The following is a 26,245-nucleotide window of genomic DNA, read 5'->3' on the forward strand; positions in this document are numbered from 1 at the left end:
TAGGGTGCATGCTCCGCCGGCGTCAGGCCTCGCGCAGTGTCGCGGCCGCGCGTTCGGGGGCGATGTCGTTGATGAACTGGCCCATCCCGGACTCGGTCCCGGCCAGGTGCTTGAGCTTGTCGGCGGCCCGCCGGGTGGTGAACAGCTCCAGGTGGAGTGCGTACAGGTCCCGGCCGGTGCGTACGGGGGCCTGGTGCCAGGCCGAGATGTACGGGGCCGGCGTGGGGAAGAGCCGGTCGAAACGGCCCAGCAGATCCAGCTGGAGGCCGACGAGCTCGGCCTGCTCGGCCTCGGTCAGGGCGGGCAGGTCGGGGACGCGCCGGTGCGGGTAGAGGTGCACCTCGTACGGCCAGCGCGCGGCCTCCGGTACGAACGCGCTCCAGTGCTCCCCCGCGACCACCACCCGGCGGCCGTCGGCCAGCGCCTCGTCGCGGACCTCGTCGAAGAGGTTGCGCCCGGTGGCCGCGCGGTGGCGGGAGACGGCGTCCAGCATGCGCCGGGTGCGCGGGGTGAGGACGGGCAGTGCGTAGACCTGGCCGTGCGGGTGGGCGAGGGTGACACCGATCTCGGGGCCCCGGTTCTCGAAGCAGTACACCTGTTCCACGCCGGGGAGTCCGGCGAGCTCGGCGGTGCGGTCGGACAGCGCCGCGAGGACCGTACGGACCTGGGCCGGCCCGAGGTCGGCGTACGAGGCCTCGTGGTCGGGGCTGAAGCAGACGACCTCGCAGCGGCCGCCGCCCGGTCCGGACAGGGCGGGGAAACGGTTCTCGAAGACCGCGACCTGGTAGTCGGGAGCCGGTATCTCGGTGGGCCGGCCGGGGGCCGACGGGCAGAGCGGGCACTGGTCCGCGGGCGGCAGGTGGATACGGCCCTGGCGGTGTGAGGCGATCACCACCCACTCGTCGAGGAGCCGGTCGTGGCGCCGCTCGGAGAGCGTCGCGGTGGGCGGCAGGCCGCGGGCGTCGGCGTGGTCGCGTACAGGTCCCCCGGCAGCAGTCTCGGCAGCGGCCTCGGCAGCATCCTCGGCGTCGTAGTAGATCAGCTCGCGCCCGTCGGACAGGGTCGTACGGGTCTTCCTCACCACGGGCGCTCCTGCGCGGGACCGGCGGCCGGCAGCACTTCGCCGACCCGCTCGGTGACCGCCGCGGCCTCCTCCTGCGGAAGGGAGTCGGTGACCAGTACGTCGACCTCCTCCAGGGCGGCGAAGGTGGTGAGCCCCACGGTCGACCACTTGGTGTGGTCGGCGAGGAGCACGGTGCGCCGCGCGGAGCGGAGGAAGGCCCGGTTGGTCTCCGCCTCGGCGAGGTTGGGCGTGGTCAGCCCGGTGTCGGTGCCCAGGCCGTGGCAGCCGAGGAAGAGCAGGTCGACGTGCAGCGACCGGATGGCCTGGTCGGCGATGGGCCCGACGAGGGCGTCCGACGGGGTGCGGATGCCGCCGGTGAGGATCACGGTGGTGGTGCTCGCGGCGCTGCCGGTCCGGCGGGCGGCCTCGAAGACCTCGGCCGTGCGGACCGAGTTGGTGACCACCGTCAGGTCGGTGACCTCGGTGAGCTCCCGGGCCAGCGCGTGGGTCGTGGTCCCGGCGGACAGGGCGATGGCCGACCCCGGTGCCACGAGGGCGGCCGCCGCCTTGGCGATGGCGTGCTTCGCCGCCGTCTCCCATTCCGACTTGGCCTCGAACCCGGGCTCGTGGCTGCTGGCTTCGTCGCCGAGCACCGCTCCGCCGTGCACCTTGCGCAGCAGGCCCTCGCGCTCGAGGACGTCCAGGTCGCGGCGGACGGTCATGTCGGAGACGTTCAGGGAGCGGGTCAGCTCGTTCACGCGCACCCCGCCGCGCCGGCGGACCTCGTCGAGGATGAGGGCGCGGCGCTGATGGGCCAGCAGACTGCCGGGATCGGCCATGCGGCGGTTCCTCTCCTGGGGCACTGGGGCACTGGGGTACCCGTGTCCCCGGACGACAGAAGCATCCTGACCGATCCAACAGAAGTCAACAGACCCCGACAAACGTGCAGTTGGGGCCCGATGGCCGCTGATACGGCGGCGGATCGGCGCAGTCCGCCATCTTGACATGTCCCTGCGGCGGCAGTGTGATGTGGGCCTTCCCGTTGGAGTCCGTTCGTTCCTGAGGACTTCTGCGGGGCCGACGCACCGTCAGGGCGCATTTCCGCACACGCTCTCCCGGATTCCCCGGGCCCCACTCCCCCCAGGAGCCGTCTGTGCACACGTTACGAAGCGCCGTCGCCCGCCGCCTGACCGCGGCGCTCGCGGCCCTGCCCTTACTGGCCCCGGCGGCGGGGGCCGCCGCGCTGGCCGGTACCGCCGTGGTCGCGGCCGCCTCCCCCGCCGCCGCCGTCCCCGACGGCCAGGCGCTGACCCCGCCCATGGGCTTCAACAACTGGAACTCCACCCACTGCAGGGCCGAGTTCAACGAGGCGATGGTCAAGGGCATCGCCGACCTCTTCGTCGCCACGGGCCTCAAGGCCGCCGGCTACCAGTACGTCAACCTCGACGACTGCTGGGCCCTGCCGAACCGCGACGCCTCGGGCAACCTCGTCGCCGACCCGGTCCGTTTCCCCGACGGGATCAAGGCCCTCGCGGACTACGTGCACTCCAAGGGCCTGAAGTTCGGCATCTACACCAGCGCTGGCACCAAGACCTGCGACACCGCGGGCTTCCCCGGCGGCCTCGGCCACGAGCAGCAGGACGCCAACCTGTTCGCCGCGTTCGGCGTCGACTACCTCAAGTACGACAACTGCAACAACCAGGGCGTGGACGCGAAGAAGCGGTACACGGACATGGCCGACGCGCTGAAGAGGACGGGCCGTCCGATCGTCTTCTCGCTGTGCGAGTGGGGCGAGAACCAGCCGTGGACCTGGGCGTCGAGTCTCGGCCATCTGTGGCGCACCACCGGGGACATCGGCGACAGCTGGTCCTCGATGATCGGGATCGCGCACAAGAACCAGCCGCTCGCCCCGTACGCGGGCCCCGGCCGGTGGAACGACCCGGACATGCTCGAGGTCGGCAACGGCGGGATGACCGCCACCGAGTACCGCACGCACTTCACCCTCTGGTCGATGATGTCGGCGCCGCTGCTGATCGGCAGCGACCTGCGCAAGGCGACGGCCGAGACCTTCGACATCCTCTCCAACCCCGATGTCATCGCCCTGGACCAGGACGCCCTGGGCAAGCAGGGCACGGTGGTCTCCAGCTCGGGCGGCCTGGTGGTGATGGCCAAGGAGCTGGCGAACGGCGACCGGGCGCTCTCCCTGACGAACGAGACCGGTTCCACCGCCACGATCTCCGCCAGGACCGACGCCCTCGGCATCGGCAACCGCGCCCCCTACACCCTCAAGGAGCTGTGGACCAAAGCCGCCTCGACCAACACCAGCGGCACCATCAGCGCGTCGGTCGCCCCGCACGCCACCGTCGTCTACCGGATCACCCCGGGACCGGCGCCGCTCCCGCCGGCCGGCACCTCCCACCTGTCCGACCTGCCCTGGACGGGTGCGAGCAGCGGCTGGGGCCCGGTGGAGAAGGACCGGAGCAACGGCGAGCAGGCCGGCGGCGACGGCAGGACACTGACCGTGGGCGGCGCCACGTACGCCAAGGGCCTGGGCGTCCATGCAGCCGGCACCGTGACCTACCACCTCGGCGGCAGGTGCACCGCTCTGACAGTGGACGTCGGCGTCGACGACGAGAGTTCTCGTACCGGTGCAGTCGCCTTCCACATCTACCGGGACACCACCAAGGTCGCGGACAGCGGTGTCGTCACCACGGCGGACGCGGCCAGGAAACTCACCGCCGACCTGACCGGCGGCCAGACGCTGAGGCTCGTCGTCACCGACGGCGGCAACGGCATCGACTACGACCACGCGGACTGGGCAGCGCCCCGGCTCACCTGCAACTGACCTGTCGGCCTGCCGACTTGCCGTTCCGCCGATCCGCCGACCCGGCCCGATGAGGGAGCACACGTACATGTCCAAGATCCGGTATCGCCGCGGAGCCGCCCTGACCGGCGCCCTCGCGCTGGCGCTCACCCTGGGGGCCTGCTCCTCCGGCAAGCCCGCCCCCGCCCAGGGAGCAGGAACGGGAACGGGAACGGGCAAGAAGACGGACGGCCCGATATCCATCGCCTACCTCCAGAAGCAGGGCGACCAGGAGTACTTCGTCTCCGAGGCCGCGGGCGCCAAGAAGAAGGCCGACGAGCTGGGCATCAAGCTCACCGTGGTCAACCTCGGCAACGACGCTTCGAAGACCATCACCGAGGTCAAGTCGGCGATCGCACAGAAGAACTCGGGCATCATCATCGTCGTGCCGGAGTCGGCGGTCGGCCCACAGGTCGCCGCCGAGGCCAAGAAGGCGGGCATCCCGCTGCTCACCTCCGACGACCAGGTGTGCGTCAGCGGGCCCAAGCCCGCGGCCTGCGGAAAGGCCGATCTCGTGGCGCGCGTGGGCTTCTCGGGGACCCAGATGGGCGGCGAAGTCGGCAAGCGGGCCGCGGCCGAGTTCGCGAAGACGGGCTGGACCCCGGCGGACACCCGGATCGTCTACGCCTGGAAGCAGGACACCACCGTCTGCACCGACCGGATCAACGGCGCCAAGGCCGCATGGAAGGAGGCCGGCGGCCCCGAGGTCCAGACGATCGAGCTCGGTACGGACAACACCCCGGCGGGCGCGCAGGCCAAGGTCGAGGCGACGGTGACGGCCAACCAGGGGGTCAAACACTGGGTGGTCATGGGCTGCAACGACGAGAACGTCTCCGGCGGGGTCAAGGGCCTGAACAATGCGGGCGTCAAGGGCGCGGACATCGTCGGTGTCGGCCTGGGCGCCTATCTGGCCTGCAAGGACTGGCAGGCGGGCGCCGACAACGGGATGAAGGCCGCGCTCTACATCCCCGGCGACGAGGTCGGCAAGCTGGCCGTCCAGGCCATGTACGACCGGCTCAAGAACGGTACGGAGTTCGCCCCCGAGGCCTTCGCCCCGACCAGGATGGTCGACGCGGGCACCTGGCGGGACGCCGGATTCGGCTGCAAGTGATGGCCCCCGCCCCCGCCCCCGTGATGGCCGCCGGACTGCGCGTGGCCGGGGTCGCCAAGAGCTTCGCCGGGGTCCCGGCGCTGCGCGACATCAGCCTGGACTTCCCGGCCGGCTCGGTCACCGCGCTGATGGGCGAGAACGGCGCGGGCAAGTCCACCCTGCTGAAGATCGTCTGCGGTGACCACCCGGCCGACTCCGGCACGGTCCACGTCGACGGCGCCGAGGTGCGGCTGCGCTCCCCGGCCGACGCCCGGGCGGCCGGCATCCGGCTCATCCCCCAGGAGCCGGAGATCGTCCCGCACCTCACGGTCGCCGAGAACGTCTACCTCGGCGCCCTGCCCACCCGCGCCGGCCGCCGCTTCGACCGGGCGGCCCTGCGCGGCCGGCTCCGGGAGGACCTGGTCCGGATCGGCTTCGGACACGTCCTCGACGCGGACGCCCCCGGCATCGCCCTCACCCCGGCTCAGCGCCAACTGGTCGAGATCCTTAGAGCGTTGACCGGCGAGGCGAAGGTGGTGGCCTTCGATGAACCCACCTCCTCGCTCTCCGAGCACGAGGTGGAGGCCCTGTTCACGCTGATCCGCAGACTGCGCGCACAGGGCCTCGCCGTCGTCTACGTGTCCCACCGCATGCAGGAGATCTTCCGGCTGGCCGACCGGGTGGCCGTCCTGCGCGACGGGGCGCTGGTCGGCGTCAAGGCCGCCGACGCCACGGACGAGGGGGACATCGTACGGATGATGGTCGGCCGGGACCTCTCCACGGTGTTCGCCCGCCCGCACGTGGCCACCGACCGGGTCGTCCTGGACGTACGCGAGGTCACGACCGACGACGTGCGCGGGATCAGCCTCCAGGTCCGGGCGGGTGAGGTGGTGGCCCTGGCCGGGCTGGTCGGCGCCGGGCGCTCCGAGCTGGCCCGCGCCCTGATCGGCGACCTCCCGCTGCGCGGTGGGACGGTCTCGGTGCAGGGCGCGGAACTGCGGCTGCGCCGGCCGTCCGACGCGATACGCGCGGGCATCGGCCTCGCGCCGGAGGAGCGCAAGGCGCAGGCGCTGTTCCTCGACCGGTCGGTCCGCGACAACATCGCACTGGTCGTGCTGGACCGGCTGCGCCGACTGCGCTTCGTACGCCGGGCGGCAGAGCAGGAGCTCGCCCGCGAGTACACCGGCCGGCTGCGCGTACGCACACCCTCCGTGGAACGGGAGGTGCGCACGCTCTCGGGCGGCAACCAGCAGAAGGTGGTGCTCGCCCGCTGGCTGGCCCGCCGGCCGGCCGTACTGATCCTCGACGAGCCCACCCGCGGCATCGACGTCGGCGCGAAGGCCGAGATCTACCGGATCATCGCGGACCTCGCGGAAGCCGGGGTGGCGCTCCTGGTCATCTCCTCGGAGCTGCCGGAGGTGTTGGGGCTGGCCGACCGGGTGCTGGTGATGCAGGGCGGCCGGATCACCGGCGAGCTCGACCGGTCCGAGGCCACCGAGGAGGCCGTCCTCGCCCTGGCGATGGCCGACGACCTCACCACCACAGCGACGGGCAACGGAGGAGCGGAGTGAACGCGGACACAGCGAACACGGCGACCGCAGGAGGCGGCATGTCCGAGGGGACGGCCGACAAGACGGGCGGCACTCCGGCCGCCACCGACCAGGGCGGCGGGCCGGCAGCGGGCCGCCGACAGCGGATCGGCTCGATTCTCGGCTCCGTCGGCGGCCAGAACCTCAGCCTGATCGGTGCCTTGGTGCTGGTGCTGGCCCTCTTCGGCTGGCTCAACCCCGCCTATCTCACCTGGGCCAACATCAAGGTCATCGGCGACGCGGTGACCATCTCCGGGCTGCTCGCCCTCGTCCAGACCGTGGTGATCATCTGCGGCGCGCTGGACATCTCCGTCGGCTCGCAGGTCGGCGTGGCCTCCGTGGTCTCCGCCATGGTCTTCACCTCCACCGGCGGGAGTGCCCTGCTCGGCATCGCCGCCGCGCTCGGTGCGGGCCTGCTGGCCGGGCTCCTCAACGGCGCCGTCATCGTCTTCGGCCGGGTCAACCCGGTCATCGCGACACTGGCCACCCTCGCCGCGTACAAGGGGGTCGCGCAGCTGCTGTCCAAGGGCGCGGCGCAGGGGTACGTCAGCAACGACGACGTGTTCGTCTTCCTCGCGAACGGTTCGATCGCCGGAATCCCCGTGCTGCTGTGGGTGCTTGCCGTGGTCACCCTCGCCATCCACCTGTTGCTCAAGTCGACCGACATCGGCCGCAACATCTACGCGATCGGCGGGAACGACACCGCCGCCCGGCTGGCCGGGATCAACATCAACAAGTACCTGATCGCCGTCTACGGCCTGGCGGGGGTGGTCGCCGCGGTCGCCGGCGTCCTGCTCACCGCCCGGACCGGATTCGGCCACCCCGTCTCCGGCAGCGAGGGCCTCGAGCTGAAGGCGATCACGGCCGCCGCCCTCGGCGGCTGCCTCCTGGCGGGCGGAAAGGGCGGGGTCGGCGGGACCCTGCTCGCCATCACGCTGCTCGGGGCGCTGGACAACGGCCTGACCGTACAGGGCGTCAACCCCTTCTGGCAGAACGTCGCCCAGGGCGCCCTGCTGGTGGTGGCCGTCGTGATCCAGAAGCGGCGCGCCGGGGAGCGGGCGGTGGGCCTGCCCACCTGACGGGGCCCGCACGCACGGGGGCGCCGGCGCTCGCGCGGCCCGTCCCCACACCACCTTTCAAGCATTGAACTCCACCTGCCCATATGGGCGTTGGCGGTTCGAAGTCTTGACGCCGGTGGACACCGGGAGCACAGTGGCCAGCGGCTCCACGTGAGAGCGCTCTCAGCCAGCGGGCCACTCCCCCGAGAGAGGGCACACCCATGCGTCACACATCCGGTAGAAAACGGTCGACCGTCCGCCGGGCCGTCGTCGCCGCGCTCAGCGCGATGGCCGTGGCCGCGGCGGCCGCCGCCGTGGTCACCCTGCCCGCCAGCGCCGCCGCTCCCCCGCCCCCGGCGGGCTGGTCCCAGGTGTTCCTGGACGATTTCAACGGGGCCGCGGGCTCCGGCGTGAACACCGCCGACTGGCAGTACACCACCGGGACCAGCTACCCCGGCGGGCCCGCCAACTTCGGTACGGGCGAGGTCGAGACGATGACCTCGAGCACCGCGAACGTCTCCCTCGACGGCGCCGGGAACCTGCGGATCACCCCGCGCCGGGACGCCGCCGGCAACTGGACCTCCGGCCGCATCGAGACCCGGCGCACCGATTTCCAGCCCCCGGCGGGCGGAAAGCTGCGCACCGAGGCCCGGATACAGATGCCGAACGTCACGGGAGCGGCGGCGAAGGGCTACTGGCCGGCGTTCTGGATGCTGGGCGCGCCCTACCGCGGCAACTGGTGGAACTGGCCCGGCATCGGTGAGATCGACATCATGGAGAACGTCCAGGGCATCGACAACGTCTGGGCCACGCTGCACTGCGGCACCAGCCCCGGCGGCCCGTGCAACGAGACCTCCGGCATCGGCGGCCAGCGCGTCTGCCCGGGCACCAGCTGCCAGGACGGCTTCCACACGTACGCCGCGGAGTGGGACCGGTCCACCGCTGTCGAGGAGATACGTTTCTCCGTCGACGGGAACACCTTCCACACCGTGCGGGCGAACCAGGTCGACGCCGCCACCTGGACCAACGCCACGAACCACGGCTACTTCATCATCCTGAACGTCGCCATGGGCGGCGGCTTCCCGGACGCCTTCGGCGGCGGACCCGACGCGGGCACCCAGCCCGGCTACTCGATGGGCGTCGACTACGTGTCCGTACTGCAGTCGACGGGCGGCACGACCCCGCCGACCACGCCCCCCACCACACCCCCCACGACGCCGCCCACCACACCCCCGTCCGGCCACCGCGACGCGTACGGCACCATCGAGGCCGAGTCGTACGACGGCCAGGCCGGGCTGGCCAAGGAGACCACCACCGACACCGGCGGCGGCCAGAACCTGAGCACGATCGCCAACGGCGACTGGGCCCTGTACAGGGGCGTCGACTTCGGCTCCACCGCGGCAAAGCAGTTCTACGGACGGGTCGCCGGCGGGGCGGCCGGCGGGGTCAGCGGGCTCGTCGAGGTCCGGCTGGACAGCCGTACCGGCCCGCCGATCGGCAGCTTCTCGGTCGCGAACACCGGCGGCTGGCAGAGCTGGAGGACCGTCCCGGCGAACATCAGCGCCGTCACCGGCACGCACGACGTCTACCTGACCTTCACCAGTGGCCAGGGCGCCGACTACGTGAACGTCAACTGGTTCGGCTTCGGCCACTGACCGGCCCGAGCGGACCGAGGAGACACCCATGAACACCCGACAACGGCTCCCGCTGACCCTGCTGGCCGCGCTGATCGCCCTGCTCGGGTTCGTCCTGCCGGCCCCGACCCGAGCCGCGGCGAACCTCGTGCAGAGCGGGACCGGGAGCTTCCCCATCACCTTCCAGAACAACACCCGTGGCTCGTACGCCGATTCACAGATCTTCGTCACCGTGCTCGGCCAGGTGATCCCGGGCCAGTGGTCGTACATGAAGCCCGACGGCTCCATGGCCCACATCAACCACCTCGACGCCACCGCGCCAGGCCATCTGGTGAAGAGGGGCGTCAACTACCCCAACATGTCCTTCACGCTCGCCCAGGTGGGCGGGACGGTGCCCTCCCCGGCATCGATCCGCGGGGGCCGGATCTACGTCTCCCTCGGCTCGCCCCTCTACCTCCCGGTCTCCCCCGACGACCAGGGCTGGGGCGGCCCCGACCTGCGCAATCCCAATGACCCGAACAGCGACGTGTACTACGACTGGTACGAGTACACGTACGTGCAGGGCCAGGTCGCCTTCGGCGGGAACACCACCCAGGTCGACCAGTTCGGCTTCCCGATGACCTCGCGGCTGCGCCAGACCTCCAGCGGCTACGACACCACCCGGGGCATCACCCGGACCCGCGCCGAGGTCATGCAGCAGTACGCGGCCTCCGTCGGGGCCGCCTTCAATCCGCTGCAGAACGGCTACCGCATCGTGGCGCCGCGCTCCTCGAACCTGTTCCTCGCGGGCGGCGCGCAGCAGAACCACCTCACCTCCGCCATCGACCAGGCCTGGTCCCACTACACCGCCCACCCGTTCACCCTGACCCGGCTCGGCGAGACCTTCTCGGGGCGGGTCTCCGGCTCCGTCCTGACCTTCAGCAAGAACGGCGCGGGCCCCTTCACCCTCCGCAAGCCGACCTCGCCGGACGTCATGGCCTGCGCGGGAGCGCTCGCCTCGGGCAACGACACCGAGAAGCAGCTCGGCGCGGAGTTCTGCGCCGCGTTCAACCGGGGTGTCGCCCTCGACACCACCGCCTGGTACGCCCCGGCCGCGTACTACGGCGGGACGGCGAAGAACGACTACGCCGGCTTCTTCCACACCGTCAGCCTGAACAATCGGGCCTACGGGTTCCCCTACGACGACGTCAACGACCAGTCCTCCGTCCAGATCCTCGGCAACGCCCAGCCACCGACCGGCCTGACCCTGGGCATCGGCTGGTGACTTGAGGGGGGGGTGTCCTGCCCGTGCCACCGGGAGCGCTCTCAGGCTCCCGGCGGTACGGGTTACCCTGCTGTTCGGCGAGCCAACAGCCCCCGGACATGCAGGAGGAGCGCCCGTGCCCGAACAGCTTCCCGGCCACCGGCCCACCCTGGAGGCCGTGGCGGAGCGCGCCGGGGTGTCCCGGGCCACCGCGTCCCGCGTCGTCAACGGCGGCGAGGGGGTCCGCGCGCATCTGGTGGAGAAGGTCCGCGAGGCCGTACGGGAGCTCGGGTACGTGCCGAATCCCGCGGCCCGCACCCTCGTCACGCGGCGTACCGGGGCCGTCGCGGTGATCATCGCCGAGCCGGAGATCCGGATCTTCTCCGATCCCTTCTTCTCCCGGCAGATCCGCGGCATCAGCAAGGAACTGACCGCTCACGACACGCAGTTGGTTCTGCTGCTCGTGGAGGACCGGGGGGACTACGACCGCATCGAGCGCTACCTGGCCGGCGGTCACGTCGACGGGGCGCTCGCCTTCTCGCTGCACACCGACGACCCGCTGCCCGCGATCACCCGCCGCATCGGCATGCCCACGGTCTACGGCGGCCGGCCGGGCTGGACCGCCGGGTCCGGGGAGCACGGCGGTGTCGCGTACGTCGACGCGGACAACCGCGGGGGCGCCCGCGAGGCCGTACGGTACCTGCTGGAGCAGGGCAGGCAGCGGATCGCACACATCGCGGGCCCGCTGGACCAGACCTCGGCGGTGGACCGGCTCGACGGCTACCGGGACGTGCTGCTCGATGCCGATCCGGCGCTGATCTCGGAGGGCGACTTCACCGCGGAGGGCGGGGCCCACGCGATGGCCGGCCTGCTGGAGCGCTGCCCGGACCTCGACGCGGTGTTCGCAGCGAACGACCTGATGGCGACGGGCGCCCTGCGGGTGCTGCGGGAGCGCGGCCTCGCCGTGCCCGGGGACGTGGCACTGGTCGGCTTCGACGATGCCGAACTGGTGGCGGAGACCGCCGATCCGCCGCTGACGACCGTGCGCCAGGACATCGAGGGCATGGGGCGTCTGATGGCCCGGTTGCTGCTGCGCACCCTGAACAAGGTCCAGGGCGAGCGCAGCGTACCCGCCTCGGTGGTCACTCCGACGGCGCTGGTACGGCGCACCTCCGCGTGATCCGCGTGATCCTCCCTGGCAGCCCGGATCCGCCGGGCCGGTACGGCGTGAACTCGTCGTGCTGCAGGGGTGATTGTGGACGAAGACGGGTTGTTGTGCGTACAACTCTTGACGGGGCCGGGGCTGCGGGTGCACGCTCCAGTCGCGCTCTGAGAGCGCTCTCAACGCTGGCGCACTCCCACCCCCGCACCCTGCCCGTCCAGGCCAAGGAGGCCGCCCCATGTACATCCCCCGAACCGCCACCAGAGCCGTGACCCGACTCGGCGCCGTCGCGCTCACGGGAGTGCTCCTGGCCGCCTGCGGATCCGGGTCGGGCGGTGCGTCCTCCGGCGACGCCGCAGGCGGCGACGTCACGCTCACCGTCGACCTGTTCGGCGCGTTCGGCTACCAGGAGTCCGGGCTCTACACCGAGTACGAGCAGCTCCACCCCGGCGTCAAGATCAAGCAGACCGACACCGAGGACGAGCAGGACTACTGGAAGTCGCTCCAGACCCGCCTCGCGGGCGGCGGCGGTCTGGCCGACGTCCAGGCCATCGAGGTCGGCCGCATCGCCTCGGTCGCCCAGCAGCAGGCCGGCAAGTTCGTGGACCTGAACCAGTACGGGGCCGGGGCGCTCAAGGGGGAGTTCGCCCCCGCCAAGTGGTCCGCCGCGGCCACCAAGGACGGCAAGGTGCTGGGCCTGGGCACCGATGTCGGCCCCGAGGCCATGTGTTATCGCCGCGACCTGTTCCAGGCCGCCGGACTGCCCACCGACCGCACCGAACTGGCGGCGCGGTGGGCCACCTGGGACGCATACCTCGAACTCGGCCGCCAGTACAAGGAGAAGGCGCCGGCCGGCAGCACCTGGCTCGACAGCGTGGGCAGCCTGAACGCCATCATGGTCGGGCAGCAGAAGGAGCGCTACTACGACGCCTCGGGCGCTCTGGTCTACGAGGACAGCCCCGCCGTGAAGGCCGCCTGGGACGCCTCGGTCAAGGCCGCCGGCGACGGGCTCAGCGCCAAGCTGGACCAGTGGTCGCCGCCGTGGAACCAGGCGTTCGCCTCCGGCTCCTTCGCCACCCTGCCCTGCCCCGCCTGGATGCTCGGCTACATCAAGGGCCAGGCCGGGGACGCGGGCCAGGGCAAGTGGGACGTCGCGAAGCTGCCCGGCGGCGCGGGCAACTGGGGCGGCTCCTACCTGGCGGTCCCGAGCGCCGCCAAGCACAAGAAGGAGGCGTACGAGCTGATCAAATGGCTCACCGCGCCCGAGCAGCAGACCAAGGTCTTCCGCAAGCAGGGCAACTTCCCCTCCGCCACCAAGTCCATCAGCCAGATAGCCGACGCCAAGGACCCGTACTTCTCCGACGCGCCGATCGGCCGGATCTTCGGTGACGCCGCCGAACAGGCCCCCGTCCAGGTGCTCGGCCTGCACGACAAGGACATCGCCGACCAGATCAACAACGCGCTGAGCGAGGTCGAACGGAAGGGCACGGCTCCCGAGACGGCCTGGTCGAACGCGAAGAAGGCCGTCAAGAATGCCCTCGGCTGAGCCGCTCGCACCACCGGCGCCCCTGACCGCCCCCAAGTCGCCGGAGCCGCCGCCCGGGCGGCGCGGGCGGCCGGCCGCGCTGTCCCCGTACGCCTTCCTCGCCCCCTTCTTCACCCTGTTCGCGGCGTTCGGGATCTTCCCGCTGCTCTACACGGCGTACGTCTCCCTCTACCGCGCCGAACTCCAGACCCCCGGCGAGCTGGAGTGGCGCGGCCTCGGCAACTACACGGCGCTGTTCACCGACCCGTTCTTCTGGACGGCGCTGCGCAACACGTTCACCATCGGCGTCCTGTCCACGGTGCCCCAGCTGCTGATGGCGCTGGTCCTGGCCCATCTGCTCAACTACCGGCTCCGCGCCCGCACGTTCTTCCGTACCGCGCTGCTGCTGCCGTACGCGACCTCGGTCGCCGCAGCGTCGCTGATCTTCGCGCAGCTCTTCGGGCACGATTTCGGGCTCGTGAACCGCCTGTTGGACCTGGTGGGCATCCACCCGGTCGACTGGCAGAACGGTACGGCGGCCTCCCAGATCGCCGTCTCGTCCATCGTGGTCTGGCGCTGGACCGGCTACAACGCGCTGATCTACCTGGCCGGCATGCAGACGATCCCGACCGAGCTGTACGAGGCGGCGGAGGTCGACGGGGCCTCCCGCCAACGGCAGTTCCTGCACGTGACGCTGCCGGGGCTGCGCCCCACGATCGTCTTCACCTCGATCGTCTCGACGATCGGCGCCACCCAGCTGTTCGGCGAGCCGCTGCTGTTCGAGGGATCGATTTCCGGCGGCATCTCGCACCAGTACCAGACCCTCGGCCTGTACATGTACGAGCAGGGCTGGGGCTTCTTCCACCTGGGCCGGGCGGCGGCCATCGCCTGGGTGATGTTCCTGCTGATCGTGCTGCTGGTCGGGGCCAACGCCTGGGCCGTGCACCGCCGTTCCCGTAAGGAGGCCGGCCGATGAGCGTGCACGTCTCCGCGCGGCGCGGCGGAAGGCTGACGTACGCGGTTCTGATCTGCGCGGTGCTGGTCTCGGCCTTCCCGCTGTACTGGACCCTCGTCGCCGCGAGCCGCTCCAACGCCGAACTGGCGCGCCCGGTACCGGCGTTGCTGCCGGGTCCGCGGCTCCTGGACAACCTGCAGGCCGTCCTGGACGAGGCGGCGATCGGCACGGCGCTGCTCAACTCGCTCATCGTCTCGGCGGCCATCACCGTCGGCACGGTGCTGTGCTCCACGCTGGCCGGGTTCGCCTTCGCCAAACTGCGGTTCCGGGGCCGCGGGGCGCTGCTCGGCGCCGTCGTCGCCTCGATGATGATCCCGCCGCAGCTCGGGGTGATCCCGCTGTTCATGCTGATCGTCAAGCTGCACTGGGTGAACCAGCTGCAGGCCGTCGTGCTGCCCGGGCTGGTCTCGGCGTTCGGCGTGTTCTTCATGCGCCAGTTCCTGGTGCAGTCGCTGCCGGACGAGCTGATCGAGGCGGCCCGGGTGGACGGGGCCTCGCACGCCCGGATCTTCTGGTCGATCGTCGTGCCGATCGCCCGCCCGGCGATGGCGGTCCTGGGCCTGCTCACCTTCATGACGGCCTGGAACGACTTCTTCTGGCCGATCGTCGCGCTGTCCTCGCAGGAGCCGACCGTCCAGGTGGCGCTGCGCCAGCTGGGCGGCGGATACGTCCACGACCAGTCCGTGATCATGGCGGGCACCCTGCTCGGCACGCTGCCCGTGCTGCTGGTCTTCGGACTGCTCGGCCGTCAGATCGTCGGCGGCATCATGCAGGGCGCGGTCAAGGGCTGACGCGGCCGCCGCGGCCTTCCCCTCACCTTCCTGGAGTCTTCCCATGACCACGCTCGACGCGTCTCCCGTCACGAAGACGGGCCTCTCCTTCCCGGCCGGCTTCCGCTGGGGCACGGCCACCGCCTCCTACCAGATCGAGGGCGCGGCCGCCCTGCACGGCCGGACACCCTCCATCTGGGACACCTTCAGCCGCACGCCCGGCAAGGTCCTCAACGGCGACACCGGGGACACGGCCGCCGACCACTACCACCGCATGACCGAGGACGTGGCCCTGCTCCGACGGCTCGGCGTGAGCGACTACCGCTTCTCGGTGGCCTGGCCGCGGGTCCAGCCCACCGGCCGGGGGCCCGCCGTCCAGCAGGGCCTGGACTTCTACCGGCGGCTCGTCGACGAGCTGCTGGCCGCCGGGATCCGGCCGGTCGCCACCCTCTACCACTGGGACCTGCCGCAGGAGCTCGAGGACCTGGGGGGCTGGCCGCGGCGGGAGACCGCCGAGCGGTTCGCCGAGTACGCGGGGCTGGTGGCCGGGGCGCTCGGCGACCGGGTGGCCGCCTGGACCACGTTCAACGAGCCCTGGTGCGCGGCCTTCCTCGGCTACGCGTCCGGGGTGCACGCCCCGGGCCGCACCGAGCCGGCGTCCGCGCTGCGGGCCGCGCACCACTTCAACCTGGCCCACGGGCTGGGTGTGGCGGCGCTGCGCGCGGTCCTCCCCCGGTCGGCAGAGGTCTCGCTGACGCTGAACCTTCATGCGCTGCGGCCGCTGACGTGTTCCGCCGCCGATCTGGACGCGGTGCGCCGGATCGATGCGGTGGGCAACAGGATCTTCCTCGACCCGGTCTTCCACGGGCGCCTCCCGCAGGACCTGGTCCGCGACACCGCCGGGGTGACGGACTGGTCCTTCGTCCGGGACGGCGATCTGGCGGCCGCCGCAGCGCCGATCGACTGGCTGGGCCTCAACTACTACTCCCCGACGGTGGTCGCGGCCGCCGAGCCGGGGGACCCGGAGCCCTCCGCCGGGCCCTCGCCGTGGGTGGGCGCCGAACGACACGTGCGCTTCCTGCCCGCGCCGGGGCCGCGGACGGCCATGGACTGGCCCGTGGACGCGGGCGGCCTGCACGAGCTGCTGATCCGGCTGCGCGACGACCTGCCCGGCGTACCGCTGCTGATCACGGAGAACGGTGCGGCGTACGGGGACTACGCCGACCCGGAGGGCGATGTGCACGACCCGGAGCGGATCGACTACCTGCACGGCCATCTGGCCGCGGTACACCGGGCGATCGCGGACGGGGCCGATGTGCGCGGGTACTTCGTGTGGTCGCTGCTGGACAACTTCGAGTGGGCGTACGGCTACAGCAAGCGGTTCGGCCTCGTCCACGTCGATTTCGCGACGCAGCGGCGCACGCTGAAGGACAGCGCCCGCTGGTACGCCGACGTCATCGCCCGGGGCGGTCTGCCAGCCTGACCACCGCCGTGCGCCCCGCGGTACGCAGGCGGCAGGTGCCGGCGCCGGTGATCCGGACCGCGTCGTACGGGCCGAGGGCGACGGGGCCGGCTGCGACTCCGGCTCCGGTTCCGCCCTTGAGTTCGAGTTCGAGTTCCGCAGGGCCCTGGAGCGCGACCACCAGCAGGGTCTCCCCCGGCCCGGCGGTGAGCGCGAGGGCGCCCCGTACGACCGCGGTCTCCGCGTGCACGCGGTCGCGGCGGTACATCACGTTGAAGTTCACGACGGGCCCGTCGAGGAGCCGGCATTCGGTGGGTTCGTCGCCGGGGAAGTCCTGCGGCGCGTAGCGCTCGTCGACGAGGCGGCGGGCGCCGCCCACCGTGAGGTCCATGCCCGCCCCCTCGGCCAGGGTCAGGGTGCGGTCGACGCCGGGGAAGGCCGAGAAGGGCCCGTCCGCGGCCACCTCGGCGAGGCTGACCCGCCACCCGAAGTCGGCCATGCCCGCGCCCTCGGGCCAGGCCGCGATCTCCCGGGTCACGCCGCCGCCGTTCTTCCACGCGACGGCCGCGCGGTCGCCCGCACGCAGGATCCGGACCTCGTCGCCGCCGGTCATGGCGCTGCTCCTTCCGTCGGGTACGCGCCGCCCCTGCGGCCCGCCCGAGCCTATCCACCCCGACCGGGAGGGCAGCCCGCAGGCGGACGGCGACCGTCCCGGAGGCGGCGGACTCAAACCGGATAGTCCATCCGCATGTGTGTTACGGTCACCATCAAGCGGATGAGCTATCCGGATACGTAGTGGGGATGGAAGCCATGAAGAGGACTGCTGTGGTCACGGCCGGAACCGGCGGGATCGGCCTGGAGACGGCGCTGGGGCTGGCTGCTGCCGGGTACTCCGTCACCGTGATCGGCCGCAACGCCGAGCGGGGCGCCCGGGCGGTCGAGCGGATCAACGCGACGGACCCGGCGCACCCAGCCCGGTTCCTGTCCGCCGACCTCGCCTCGCTCGAGGAGGTGCGCGGGCTCGCCGGCCGGATCGCCTCGGAGCATGCCGCCTCGGGGGAACCGCTGACCGTGCTGGTCAACAACGTCGGCGCGATGTTCGCGGACCGCCGGGATCTGGGCGGTGTCGAGGCCTCGTTCGTCGTCAACCACCTCTCGCCCTACCTGCTGACCGAGCTGCTGCTGCCCACACTGACGGCCGGTGCGCCGAGCAGGATCGTGAACGTGACCTCGGGTGCGGTAGGGGTCGCGAAGCGGGTGTTCGACGCCGTCGAGCCCCCCGGCGGCTACTACGGCTTCCACTGGTACGGCCGCGCGAAGCTCGCCAACCTCGCCTACACGCTCGACCTGGCCAAGCGGCTGGACGGCACGGGCGTATCGGTGTTCGCCGCGGACCCCGGAGGCGCCGCGACCGACATGACCGACGGCACCATGACCGACCCGAAGATCGTCTCGCCCGCGCTGCGGCTGATGTGGCCTCTGGTGCGCCGCAAGTTCGCACAGTCGACGTCCGGTCCGGCCTCCGTGGCGGCCAGGCCCTCGATCGTCGCCGCCACCGACGACGCCCTGACGGGGCGGACCGGCCTCGTCATCGGCGCCCAGGCGAGCCCGGTGGCGCCGTTCCGCGCGGCGACGGACCCGCGCGTCGCCGAGGCCGTACGCCGCCTCAGCGAACGGCACGCGCCGGCGGCGGCCGTCTGACCTGCCGGCCGGTACCGGCACGGGCGGCGGGACCATCCGGATAGGCCATCCCATTAACATGACCCCATGACGACGACGCCACTGCGCAAGGACGCGGCCCGCAACTGGGACCGGATCGTCGACGTCGCCCGTGCCCTGGTCGACCAGGGCACGCCGTTGCAGCTCAACGACGTCGCCCGCCGCGCCGGCCTCGGCGTCGGCACCGTCTACCGGCACTTCGCCACGCCCGAGGCACTGCTGGAGACCATCGCCACCCCCTGCCTGGAAGCCCTGGCCGCCCACGGCGAGCAGGCGCTGGCCGACACCGACCCGTGGCGCGCGCTCGAGGGCTTCCTGACCCGCACGGTCGAGGCACAGGTCACCGACGCCTCCCTGGCCCCCGTCACCGCCGCAGCCGAAGACACCCTGCCGCGCACCACGGAACTCAAGCGGTCGCTGCGGTCGGCCGGCACCACACTCCTCGACCGGGCCCGCGAGGCCGGGGTGGTACGCCCCGACCTGGCCTCGGCGGACCTCGTCCCGCTCATGTGCGGCATCGCCTACGCCGTGCAGGTCCACGGCAGCACTGCCGATGACCGGATCGACACCGCTCACCGCTACCTGGCCACCCTGCTCGGGGGTCTGCGGGCCACTCCACCGAACGCGTGACAGGGCCCTTACCGCTCCGGTCGCCGCGGTGCGTACGGGAGTGGGAAGGGGAGTTACAGGATGCGCCGGGTGGTGTGGGGCAGAGAGAAGTACCCCGGGCGTCCCGAGTCGAGCGGGGCGCCCTCGGCGGCGTCCGTGTCGAGCGCGTACACCATGAGCGGGCTGCTGCCGCTGGGGCCCGTGGCGGTGGCGCGCAGCCGGTAGCGCTCGGTGCGGACGGCGTCGCGGGCGAGAGGGGCGCCGCCCTCGTAGAGGTGGGCCGGCTTGGCGTCGGTGGCCATCCGCAGGTCCACGGCGCGCCAGGTGCCGGTGGCCGGGTCGCGCCGTTCCAGTACGTACGGGGACGCGGGACCGGGCAGGTCGCCGGGCTCGCCGGTCAGGGGCTCCATCTGGAAGGCGATCAGCAGGTGCCCGTAGGCCCGGGAGTTGCCGTTGCGGACGGTGACCGTGAACTCCTGCGCGGGGCCGCCGCGGACCAGGTTCAGCCTGCCGCCCGCGGCGGCCGCGGTCAGGGACAGCCGGGTCGCGGGGGCGGGGGCCGCCGACACGGTCTGCGTCCTCGCGGGCGTCGCCGAGGACGTGGGGGTGGAGGTGGGCGTGGGCGCCGGTGAGGACACGGCCGGGGTCCCCGACCCGGTCGCCGTCGGGGACGCCGAGCCCGAGGGCGGGGCGCCCGACGACCGGGTGGGAGCCGCCGGGGTGTCCGGGTGACCGGTGCAGGCCGTCAGAACGGCCGACAGCGCCGCCAGTACCGCCGAGGCGATCAGCAGACGGGGTCTGACGTGCATGGGTGCCCTCCTACGGCTCCTGTGACGGCAGGACGGTAGCAAGGGCGGCCCGCCGGTACAGGGGCGCGGCGCATGACACTTCGGTCACGGTTGCCGACCGGGCCCGGGGCGGCCCGGAGCCGGCGCCCGAGCCCTGGCCCGGCGCCGGAGTCCCCGTGCTCCCGCGCCCGGCCGTGGGCCGTCAGCCCTTGAACTCCGCCGTCCGGACCGGGGAGGCCTCGGCGAGGGCCTTCACCACGGCGTCGGTCCCCGCCCGCAGCCCGTACACGGGCGTGCCGGGCTGCTGGCGCCAGGAGTCGTCGGGGCCGCCCGCGTCGACAGAGTCGAAGCCGAGTGCGTCGATGAGCGCCCGGACGGCCTGCTTCGCCGCCTCGTCGTCGCCGGCGACCGGGAGGGCCATCCGGTCCGGGGCGCCGGCCGGGCGGTGCCGGTCGAGGATGTCCTCGGCGTACGTCCCGTTGAAGGCCTTGACCACCCGGTGCCCGATGTGGCGCTCGCTCCAGCGGCTCTCGGTCAGGCCCTCGTCCTCGATCTCGGCGATACGGCCGTCGCGCTGCTTCGGGTAGTAGTTCCCGGTCTCGATGACGACGAAGTCCTTCGCCGCCCCGTCGAAGAGCCCGGCGGGCAGCTTGGGCACGTTCTTCAGGGGGATGGTGACCACGACGACCTCGGCCCCGCGGGCCGCCTCCGCCACCGTGACCGGCGTGGCTCCCGTCTCCTTCGCGAGGTCGGACAGGGTCTCGGGGCCACGGGAGTTCGCCACGGACACCTCGTGTCCGAGCGCGGTCAGGCGGCGCGTCAGGTTGCCGCCGATGTTGCCTGCGCCGATGATGCCGATCTTCATGAGCTCTCCAGTGCGTGCAGGGTGGTCGGGTTCTGCGTGGAGTCCGAACCACCGGAAGCCGCCGTGCATTCCGGGTACGGCCTCCCGTCTGCGGATCCCCCGTTCGAGTGGCCGGTTCCAAGCCACACGGAATCGGCCATGGATTTCGGCCACGCCGACCTGAAATCACCTTCGGTTGCCGCCTGGTGACATCCGGACAGGGGAATTCGTTTACACGTGAACATTTCCAAAGCCGACGGCGACTCGACTTTCACAAGATCCCTTATGTAGGGTTTCATTCATTCGCCGCCCACGAGGGACGGCGAGCAGACGCGGCCGACCACCGCCCCTGTCCTGCTCGTTCGCGAAATATGTGACCCGACAACGAGGGACCATCATGCGGTTCCAGCTTTTGGGGCCGTTGAGTATTGCGCACGGCCCGGAAACCGTAGTTCTCAAACCGTCCAAACCCACCAGTCTTCTGGCGGCTCTTCTGTTGCACCCCGGAGTCGTGGTTTCGACCGCCTATCTGCTGCGTGCGGTGTGGGACGAGGAACCGCCCGCCACCGCACGCGCCGCGTTGCAGACGTGCGCACTTCGGCTGCGCAGGCTATTCACGAAGTACGGCATATCCACGACCACCATCGAGGCCGTGCCCGGCGGATACCGGATGCACAACGGCACCGAGACCCTCGACCTCGTACTCTTCCGCGCCCTGACGGCGCAGGCACCGGCCGCCACGGGCCCGGGCGAGGAGCTGTACCGCCTGCGCGAGGCACTGTGCCTGTGGCACGGGCCACCGCTGGCCAACGTGGCCTCGCGCATGCTCCAGCGCGACGCGGCGCCGGCGCTCGAACAGGAGCGGCTGCGCGTGCTGGAGCGGGTCCGCGATCTCGAACTCGCCGCCGGGAACTGCCATCAGGTACTGGTCGACCTGTACGAGAGCGCCCGCCGGCATCCGGTGCGCGAACGGTTCACCGAGCAGCTCATCGAGGCCCTCTACCGCACCGGTCGCCAGGCGGAGGCCCTCGCCGAGTACCGCACCGTACGGGACCGGCTGCGCGACGAGCTCAGCGTCGACCCGGGTGCCGGGCTGCGCCGCCTGGAGCCGGCGATCCTGCGCTCCGAGGAGACCGGACAGCCCGAACCGGCCGGCGCACGGCCGGCCCTGCCGCGGGCCGCCGCCCCCGGGGCACTGCCGGCCGCGCCGGAAGTCCCCGGCGCGCCGGCGCCGTCGGCCGAGCCCGCGTCGGACAGCGGCTGGCGCGGGGTGCCCAGAACCCGCCCCGGACGCCCGGGCTCATCCCCCGTTCGGCGACGCGGGCCGGGCGCTGCACGGGGTGGAGGGCGTGCGCCTCGCCTACTGGATGCTGGGCGTGATCGGCCGGGCGGCCTGGTCGGCGGCCCCCGGCACGACGGCGGCGGAGAAGCCGGCCGTCCTGCCGGCCAACCACGCTCCGGATTTCGCGCCGGACGTGCGCACGGCGCTCCTGGCGGGCGTGCGGGCCCTGCGGGCGGCGTCGTCGGCCTGCCTGGGTTCGCCCCGATAGGCGGCTGTACGCCATCTGCGTCGTATTCAGGCCATTTCGTACGTTCCGAGAACCGTCCGCCGGGGTGGCGGCGTCGGTGGGTTCAGCTACTCGGCAACCCAGCACGGCGAAAGGTCCGAACGATGTTCAAGTCTCCGGCCAAGGCCAAGCGCACCGCTTCCCTCGCCCTCGCGGTCACCGCCGCGACGGCCGCACTCACCCTCGCCTTCGTCACCAGCGCCTCCGCGACCGGCGCCGCCGGCGCGCCGCAGGACGACCGGGCGGTCGCAGCGGCCCCGTCCGAGTCCGGCAGCCCGGAGAGCGCGTTCTCCCGGATCGCCACCTTCTACGGCGCGTACATCGACGCGGTGTACGACGAGGACGGCACGCGCGCGAAGCAGCTGCGGGCGGCCTACCTCTCCGCGCCGCTCCAGCGCGAGCTGGCGAAGTGGGAGGAGACCAACCACGCGGACGGCGTCCTGCGCGCCCAGAACGTGCCGCTGGAGTGGAAGGTCACCTACATCGACAGCGGCATGGGCAAGACGAATGCCACCGTCATCCTGACCTGGAGCGGCAGTGACACCACCCAGATCCACGTCCAGGCCGATCTGAAGACCCGGAAGATCCTCTCGATCAAAGACTGAGCGCAGGCCGGAGGCCGGACACACGGGTGGGGGCCACCGCCGGCGGCCCCCACCCGTGCACGCGATGCGTGGCGGTTACGCGCCGCTCGCCTTCAGCATGTCCTCGCGCTCGACGAGCTTCACGCGCTCGCGGCCCTGCGGCTCGCCCAGCGCCTTCTCTGCCGCGTCGAGCTTGTACCAGCCCTCCCACGTCGTGAAACGGACGTTCCGCTCGGCCAGGAAGGCCTCGACGGCCTCCGGCGCAGGTGCGGCGGGCGTCTGCAGGCGGCCGCCCGCGTGGTCCTCCAGGAGGTTCGCGACCGTCTCGTTCGCGTCGCCCTTGGTGTGGCCGATGAGGCCGATCGGTCCGCGCCGGATCCAGCCGGTGACGTATGTCGACTGCAGGTGCGCGCCGGCTTCGATCACGCGGCCGCCCTCGTCCGGGACCGTGCCGCTGTCGATGTCCCACGGCAGCTTGGGCAGTTCGTCGGAGAGGTAGCCCACGGCGCGGTAGACGGACCGGACGTCCCAGTCGGTGAACTGGCCGGTGCCCTTGACGTTGCCCGTGCCGTCGAGCTCGGTGCGCTCGGTGCGCAGGCCGACGACCTTGCCGTCCTCGCCGAGGATCTCGGCGGGCGACTCGAAGAAGTGCAGGAAGAGCTTGTGCGGGCGCTCGCCGATGTCGCGGATCGCCCAGTTCTCCAGGGTCTTCGCGACCATGTCCGCCTGCTTGTTGGAGCGGCGGGTGGCGATCGAGCCCTCGTCGTAGTCGATGTCCTCGGGGTTGACGATGACCTCGATGTTGGGCGAGTGGTCGAGCTCGCGCAGCTCCATCGGGCTGAACTTGGCCTGCGCCGGGCCGCGGCGGCCGAAGACGTGCACCTCGAGCGCCTTGTTGGCCTTGAGGCCGTCGTAGACGTTCGCCGGGATCTCGGTCGGCAGCAGCTCGTCCGCGGTCTTCGCCAGGATGCGCGCGACGTCGAGGGCGACGTTGCCGACGCCGAGCACGGCGACCTTCTCGGCCTCCAGCGGCCAGGTGCGCGGGACGTCGGGGTGGCCGTCGTACCAGGAGACGAAGTCGGCGGCGCCGTAGGAGCCGTCGAGCTCGACGCCCGGTATGGCGAGCGCGCGGTCGGCCGTCGCGCCGGTGGAGAAGATCACAGCGTCGTAGAACGAGTGCAGTTCGTCGAGGCTGATGTCGTTCGGGTAGTCCACGTTGCCGAACAGCCGGACCTGCGGCTTGTCGAGCACCTGGTGGAGGGCGGTGATGATGCCCTTGATCCGGGGGTGGTCGGGGGCGACGCCGTACCGGATCAGGCCGAAGGGGGCGGGCATCCGCTCGAACAGGTCGATGGAGACACCCGGCTCGGCGGCCGCCTCGGACTTCAGCAGCGCATCGGCGGCGTAGATTCCGGCGGGGCCGGCACCGACGATTGCTACCCGCAGGGGGCGAGGCATGACAGGTTCCCTTCGACCGACAAAAGACTGGATCAAGAGAACCCTAAACTAAGGCGACCCTAACCCGGCACCCGCCCCCTGGTTATGACCCTATAAACAAGACTTATGACCTTCCCAAGACATCCTTGGGGTTGCCCGTCACACTGGAACCAGGAGGTACGCCCATGGATCCGGTTGCGGCGCTGGAGCGGATCGCCTTCCTGCTGGAGCGCGGGCAGGCACCGACCTACCGGGTGCAGGCCTTCCGGACGGCGGCCGCCACACTCACCCGTATGGGTGAGGGCGAGGTGCTGGAGCGGGTCGAGGCCGGAACCCTCGAAGCGGTCAAGGGCATCGGGCCGAAAACCGCCCAGGTGGTGCGCGAGGCGGTCGGCGGGGCGATCCCCGCGTACCTGCGGAACCTCGAGGACGAGGTCGCGGCGCACCCCGAAGGCCCCCCGGCGAGCCCTGCCGCCCTCGCGCTGCGCGCGGCCCTGCGCGGGGACTGCCATCTGCACTCCGAGTGGTCCGACGGCGGCAGCCCGATCGAGGCCATGGGGCGGACGGCGGTCGAGCTGGGCCACGAGTGGGCCGTACTCACCGACCACTCGCCGAGCCTGGCCGTCGCGCGGGGCCTCTCGCCGGAGCGGCTGCGCGAGCAGCTGGAGGTGGTGGCGGAGCTGAACGAGACGTGGGCACCGTTCCGGCTGCTCACCGGCATCGAATGCGACATCCTGCTCGACGGCTCGCTGGACCAGGAGCCGGAGCTGCTGGATCGGCTGGACGTCGTCGTCGGGTCCGTCCACTCCAAGCTGCGGATGGAGTCGCCCGCGATGACGCGGCGGCTGCTGGCGGCCGTGCGCAACCCCCTGATGGACGTCCTGGGCCACTGCACGGGACGGCTGGTGACGGGCCGGACCCGCCCCGAGTCGCAGTTCGACGCCGAGGCGGTCTTCGCCGCCTGCGCGGAGTCCGGGACCGCCGTGGAGATCAACAGCAGGCCCGAGCGGCTGGACCCGCCGCGCCGGCTGCTGCGGCTGGCCGTGGAGGCCGGCTCGCTCTTCGCGATCGACACGGACGCCCACGCCCCCGGGCAGCTGGACTGGCAGCTGCTCGGCTGCGAACGGGCCGTGGAATGCGGGGTGCCGACCGAGCGCGTCGTGAACACCTGGCCGCGGGAGCAGCTGCTGGAGTGGACACGGACCCGCCGACCCCCGACGGCGGCAGCCGCGGCCTGAGCCGAGGGCCGGCGCCCGGAGGGCGCGTCGGCGAGGGCCGCGTCAGCGGAGCCCGGCCAGGTCCGCCCCGCGCACGAGCAGCAGCACGACATCGGCCCCCGCGATCGCCATCGTGACCAGGAACGGTATCCGGCTCCGGCCGGTCGGCAGGCCGGCCCCGAGGAGTACCGCCGCAGCCGTCGCCGCGAGCAGCCCCCAGCCGTACGGGGGCACCCTCCCGGGCGGTCCGGCGACCAGGGCCACGGCCGAGCAGAGGACCAGGAGCCCCCCGACGGCCGCCGAGCGCCGGGCGCCGAGCCGGTGCGGCAGACCCACCACGCCCGTGGCCAGGTCGTCGTCGATGTCGGGCAGCACGTTGGCGAAATGCGCGCCCGCACCCAGCAGGGCCGCTGCGGCCGTCAGCCACCACGGCGGCCAGGGCGCACCGGGCAGGCCCAGGGTGACGAAGGCGGGCAGCAGCCCGAAGGCGAGGGCGTACGGGAGCCAGGAGACGGCCGTGCCCTTCAGCCGCAGGTTGTACGCCCAGGCGGCGGCCACCCCGCACAGGTGCGCGCAGCCGGCGAGCCATCCGCCGGCCAGCGACAGCGGGACGCAGAGCAGCAGGGCCGTGAGCGCCGCGGCCGTCACCGCGGCGGGCCGTACCGCCCCGGAGACCAGGGGTTTGTCGCGGCGGCCCGTCGCCAGGTCCCGGCCGAGGTCCACCCGGTCGTTGCACCAGCCCACCGAAAGCTGGCCCGCGGCCACTGCCGCCACGGTGAGCGCCGCCCCCGGGAGGCTGCGCCCCACGGCCGCGGCGAGGGCTGCGGCGAAGAGCGTCACGGCGGCCGCGGGCACCGGGTGACCGGCGCCCAGCAGCCCGAACAGGCTGCTTGGACCGGACGCGGCGGGCGGCGACGGGCCGATGGCAGGCGCGGACTGTCCTGTCTGCCGGGACACGGAGGGCGTCGGCGGAGGTCCGTCGGCGGCTCGGGCGGGGGGCACGGG

22 protein-coding genes are annotated in these 26,245 nt (G+C 72.1%); 15 read left to right on the plus strand and 7 right to left on the minus strand.

The features are described 5' to 3' along the window. Positions 1-22: 22 nt before the first annotated feature. Both galT and AB0M76_RS20705 read right to left on the minus strand, forming a co-directional pair. On the minus strand, positions 23-1,081 hold the full coding sequence (gene galT / locus AB0M76_RS20700) for a galactose-1-phosphate uridylyltransferase (RefSeq protein ID WP_365954422.1): 1,059 nt from the start codon (positions 1,079-1,081) through the stop codon (positions 23-25). Continuing rightward, positions 1,078-1,902, minus strand: a complete 825-nt coding sequence (locus AB0M76_RS20705) for a DeoR/GlpR family DNA-binding transcription regulator (protein WP_365954228.1) — start codon at positions 1,900-1,902, stop codon at positions 1,078-1,080. The genes galT and AB0M76_RS20705 overlap by 4 nt, the downstream gene beginning before the upstream one ends. Positions 1,903-2,381: 479 nt before the next feature. Between AB0M76_RS20705 and AB0M76_RS20710 the strand changes: the two genes are divergently transcribed. The 11 genes from AB0M76_RS20710 to AB0M76_RS20760 all read left to right on the plus strand — a co-directional run bounded on the left by AB0M76_RS20710 (position 2,382) and on the right by AB0M76_RS20760 (position 16,495). Then, the gene (locus AB0M76_RS20710; protein ID WP_365954423.1) at positions 2,382-3,908 is read left to right on the plus strand and encodes an NPCBM/NEW2 domain-containing protein; all 1,527 of its coding nucleotides are present in this window, start codon (positions 2,382-2,384) and stop codon (positions 3,906-3,908) included. A 67-nt stretch (positions 3,909-3,975) separates the two neighbouring features. After that, positions 3,976-5,037, plus strand: a complete 1,062-nt coding sequence (locus AB0M76_RS20715) for a substrate-binding domain-containing protein (protein ID WP_365954229.1) — start codon at positions 3,976-3,978, stop codon at positions 5,035-5,037. Continuing rightward, complete coding sequence (locus AB0M76_RS20720) at positions 5,037-6,587, plus strand: sugar ABC transporter ATP-binding protein (protein WP_365954230.1); 1,551 nt, start codon at positions 5,037-5,039, stop codon at positions 6,585-6,587. Before AB0M76_RS20715 ends, AB0M76_RS20720 begins: the two co-directional genes overlap by 1 nt. Positions 6,588-6,625: 38 nt before the next feature. Continuing rightward, on the plus strand, positions 6,626-7,684 hold the full coding sequence (locus AB0M76_RS20725; protein WP_365954231.1) for an ABC transporter permease: 1,059 nt from the start codon (positions 6,626-6,628) through the stop codon (positions 7,682-7,684). A gap of 200 nt (positions 7,685-7,884) precedes the next feature. Then, the gene (locus AB0M76_RS20730) at positions 7,885-9,318 is read left to right on the plus strand and encodes a glycoside hydrolase family 16 protein (protein ID WP_365954232.1); all 1,434 of its coding nucleotides are present in this window, start codon (positions 7,885-7,887) and stop codon (positions 9,316-9,318) included. A 28-nt stretch (positions 9,319-9,346) separates the two neighbouring features. After that, positions 9,347-10,561 (plus strand): glycoside hydrolase family 64 protein, encoded by a 1,215-nt coding sequence (locus tag AB0M76_RS20735; protein ID WP_365954233.1) that lies wholly within the window; start codon positions 9,347-9,349, stop codon positions 10,559-10,561. A gap of 115 nt (positions 10,562-10,676) precedes the next feature. Then, a complete protein-coding gene (locus tag AB0M76_RS20740; protein WP_365954234.1) occupies positions 10,677-11,720 on the plus strand; it encodes a LacI family DNA-binding transcriptional regulator in 1,044 nt (347 codons plus the stop codon). A 220-nt stretch (positions 11,721-11,940) separates the two neighbouring features. Further along, the gene (locus tag AB0M76_RS20745) at positions 11,941-13,248 is read left to right on the plus strand and encodes an extracellular solute-binding protein (RefSeq protein ID WP_365954235.1); all 1,308 of its coding nucleotides are present in this window, start codon (positions 11,941-11,943) and stop codon (positions 13,246-13,248) included. Beyond that, positions 13,235-14,203, plus strand: coding sequence for a sugar ABC transporter permease (locus tag AB0M76_RS20750; RefSeq protein WP_365954236.1), 969 nt, complete (start codon positions 13,235-13,237; stop codon positions 14,201-14,203). Before AB0M76_RS20745 ends, AB0M76_RS20750 begins: the two co-directional genes overlap by 14 nt. After that, complete coding sequence (locus tag AB0M76_RS20755) at positions 14,200-15,033, plus strand: carbohydrate ABC transporter permease (RefSeq protein ID WP_365954237.1); 834 nt, start codon at positions 14,200-14,202, stop codon at positions 15,031-15,033. The genes AB0M76_RS20750 and AB0M76_RS20755 overlap by 4 nt, the downstream gene beginning before the upstream one ends. A gap of 43 nt (positions 15,034-15,076) precedes the next feature. Next, entirely contained in the window at positions 15,077-16,495 is a 1,419-nt protein-coding gene (locus AB0M76_RS20760; protein WP_365954238.1) for a GH1 family beta-glucosidase, read from the plus strand. Here AB0M76_RS20760 and AB0M76_RS20765 read toward each other — a convergent pair. Continuing rightward, a complete protein-coding gene (locus AB0M76_RS20765; protein ID WP_365954239.1) occupies positions 16,467-17,087 on the minus strand; it encodes a HutD family protein in 621 nt (206 codons plus the stop codon). The genes AB0M76_RS20760 and AB0M76_RS20765 overlap by 29 nt on opposite strands. Before the next feature lie 197 nt (positions 17,088-17,284). Between AB0M76_RS20765 and AB0M76_RS20770 the strand changes: the two genes are divergently transcribed. Next, positions 17,285-18,175, plus strand: a complete 891-nt coding sequence (locus AB0M76_RS20770; protein WP_365954241.1) for an SDR family NAD(P)-dependent oxidoreductase — start codon at positions 17,285-17,287, stop codon at positions 18,173-18,175. A 66-nt stretch (positions 18,176-18,241) separates the two neighbouring features. Continuing rightward, a complete protein-coding gene (locus AB0M76_RS20775; protein WP_365954242.1) occupies positions 18,242-18,823 on the plus strand; it encodes a TetR/AcrR family transcriptional regulator in 582 nt (193 codons plus the stop codon). 53 nt (positions 18,824-18,876) lie between these two features. Here the strand turns inward: AB0M76_RS20775 and AB0M76_RS20780 are convergent, their stop codons facing one another. Together AB0M76_RS20780 and AB0M76_RS20785 are read right to left on the minus strand one after the other, a co-directional pair. After that, entirely contained in the window at positions 18,877-19,611 is a 735-nt protein-coding gene (locus AB0M76_RS20780) for a hypothetical protein (RefSeq protein WP_365954243.1), read from the minus strand. A 181-nt stretch (positions 19,612-19,792) separates the two neighbouring features. Beyond that, entirely contained in the window at positions 19,793-20,524 is a 732-nt protein-coding gene (locus AB0M76_RS20785) for an NAD(P)-binding domain-containing protein (protein ID WP_365954244.1), read from the minus strand. Between the two features lie 307 nt (positions 20,525-20,831). Between AB0M76_RS20785 and AB0M76_RS20790 the strand changes: the two genes are divergently transcribed. Then, positions 20,832-22,607 (plus strand): AfsR/SARP family transcriptional regulator, encoded by a 1,776-nt coding sequence (locus AB0M76_RS20790; RefSeq protein WP_365954245.1) that lies wholly within the window; start codon positions 20,832-20,834, stop codon positions 22,605-22,607. A gap of 75 nt (positions 22,608-22,682) precedes the next feature. Here the strand turns inward: AB0M76_RS20790 and AB0M76_RS20795 are convergent, their stop codons facing one another. Next, entirely contained in the window at positions 22,683-24,044 is a 1,362-nt protein-coding gene (locus AB0M76_RS20795) for an FAD-dependent oxidoreductase (protein WP_365954246.1), read from the minus strand. Between the two features lie 164 nt (positions 24,045-24,208). Between AB0M76_RS20795 and AB0M76_RS20800 the strand changes: the two genes are divergently transcribed. Next, on the plus strand, positions 24,209-25,261 hold the full coding sequence (locus AB0M76_RS20800) for a PHP domain-containing protein (protein WP_365954247.1): 1,053 nt from the start codon (positions 24,209-24,211) through the stop codon (positions 25,259-25,261). 42 nt (positions 25,262-25,303) lie between these two features. Here the strand turns inward: AB0M76_RS20800 and AB0M76_RS20805 are convergent, their stop codons facing one another. Next, the gene (locus AB0M76_RS20805; RefSeq protein WP_365954248.1) at positions 25,304-26,242 is read right to left on the minus strand and encodes a UbiA family prenyltransferase; all 939 of its coding nucleotides are present in this window, start codon (positions 26,240-26,242) and stop codon (positions 25,304-25,306) included. Positions 26,243-26,245 lie beyond the last annotated feature (3 nt).

The sequence above is a fragment of the Streptomyces sp. NPDC051364 genome (assembly GCF_040682115.1).
Taxonomy (GTDB): domain Bacteria; phylum Actinomycetota; class Actinomycetes; order Streptomycetales; family Streptomycetaceae; genus Streptomyces.

Bases quoted from the DNA above. Each gene is read 5' to 3' on its own strand.
- AB0M76_RS20705 (WP_365954228.1), bottom strand. From the start codon at position 1,902: ATGGCCGATCCCGGCAGTCTGCTGGCCCATCAGCGCCGCGCCCTCATC.
- AB0M76_RS20710 (WP_365954423.1), top strand. From the start codon at position 2,382: ATGGGCTTCAACAACTGGAACTCCACCCACTGCAGGGCCGAGTTCAAC.
- AB0M76_RS20715 (WP_365954229.1), top strand. From the start codon at position 3,976: ATGTCCAAGATCCGGTATCGCCGCGGAGCCGCCCTGACCGGCGCCCTC.
- AB0M76_RS20720 (WP_365954230.1), top strand. From the start codon at position 5,037: ATGGCCCCCGCCCCCGCCCCCGTGATGGCCGCCGGACTGCGCGTGGCC.
- AB0M76_RS20725 (WP_365954231.1), top strand. From the start codon at position 6,626: ATGTCCGAGGGGACGGCCGACAAGACGGGCGGCACTCCGGCCGCCACC.
- AB0M76_RS20730 (WP_365954232.1), top strand. From the start codon at position 7,885: ATGCGTCACACATCCGGTAGAAAACGGTCGACCGTCCGCCGGGCCGTC.
- AB0M76_RS20735 (WP_365954233.1), top strand. From the start codon at position 9,347: ATGAACACCCGACAACGGCTCCCGCTGACCCTGCTGGCCGCGCTGATC.
- AB0M76_RS20745 (WP_365954235.1), top strand. From the start codon at position 11,941: ATGTACATCCCCCGAACCGCCACCAGAGCCGTGACCCGACTCGGCGCC.
- AB0M76_RS20750 (WP_365954236.1), top strand. From the start codon at position 13,235: ATGCCCTCGGCTGAGCCGCTCGCACCACCGGCGCCCCTGACCGCCCCC.
- AB0M76_RS20755 (WP_365954237.1), top strand. From the start codon at position 14,200: ATGAGCGTGCACGTCTCCGCGCGGCGCGGCGGAAGGCTGACGTACGCG.
- AB0M76_RS20760 (WP_365954238.1), top strand. From the start codon at position 15,077: ATGACCACGCTCGACGCGTCTCCCGTCACGAAGACGGGCCTCTCCTTC.
- AB0M76_RS20765 (WP_365954239.1), bottom strand. From the start codon at position 17,087: ATGACCGGCGGCGACGAGGTCCGGATCCTGCGTGCGGGCGACCGCGCG.
- AB0M76_RS20770 (WP_365954241.1), top strand. From the start codon at position 17,285: ATGAAGAGGACTGCTGTGGTCACGGCCGGAACCGGCGGGATCGGCCTG.
- AB0M76_RS20775 (WP_365954242.1), top strand. From the start codon at position 18,242: ATGACGACGACGCCACTGCGCAAGGACGCGGCCCGCAACTGGGACCGG.
- AB0M76_RS20780 (WP_365954243.1), bottom strand. From the start codon at position 19,611: ATGCACGTCAGACCCCGTCTGCTGATCGCCTCGGCGGTACTGGCGGCG.
- AB0M76_RS20785 (WP_365954244.1), bottom strand. From the start codon at position 20,524: ATGCACGGCGGCTTCCGGTGGTTCGGACTCCACGCAGAACCCGACCAC.
- AB0M76_RS20790 (WP_365954245.1), top strand. From the start codon at position 20,832: ATGCGGTTCCAGCTTTTGGGGCCGTTGAGTATTGCGCACGGCCCGGAA.
- AB0M76_RS20795 (WP_365954246.1), bottom strand. From the start codon at position 24,044: ATGCCTCGCCCCCTGCGGGTAGCAATCGTCGGTGCCGGCCCCGCCGGA.
- AB0M76_RS20800 (WP_365954247.1), top strand. From the start codon at position 24,209: ATGGATCCGGTTGCGGCGCTGGAGCGGATCGCCTTCCTGCTGGAGCGC.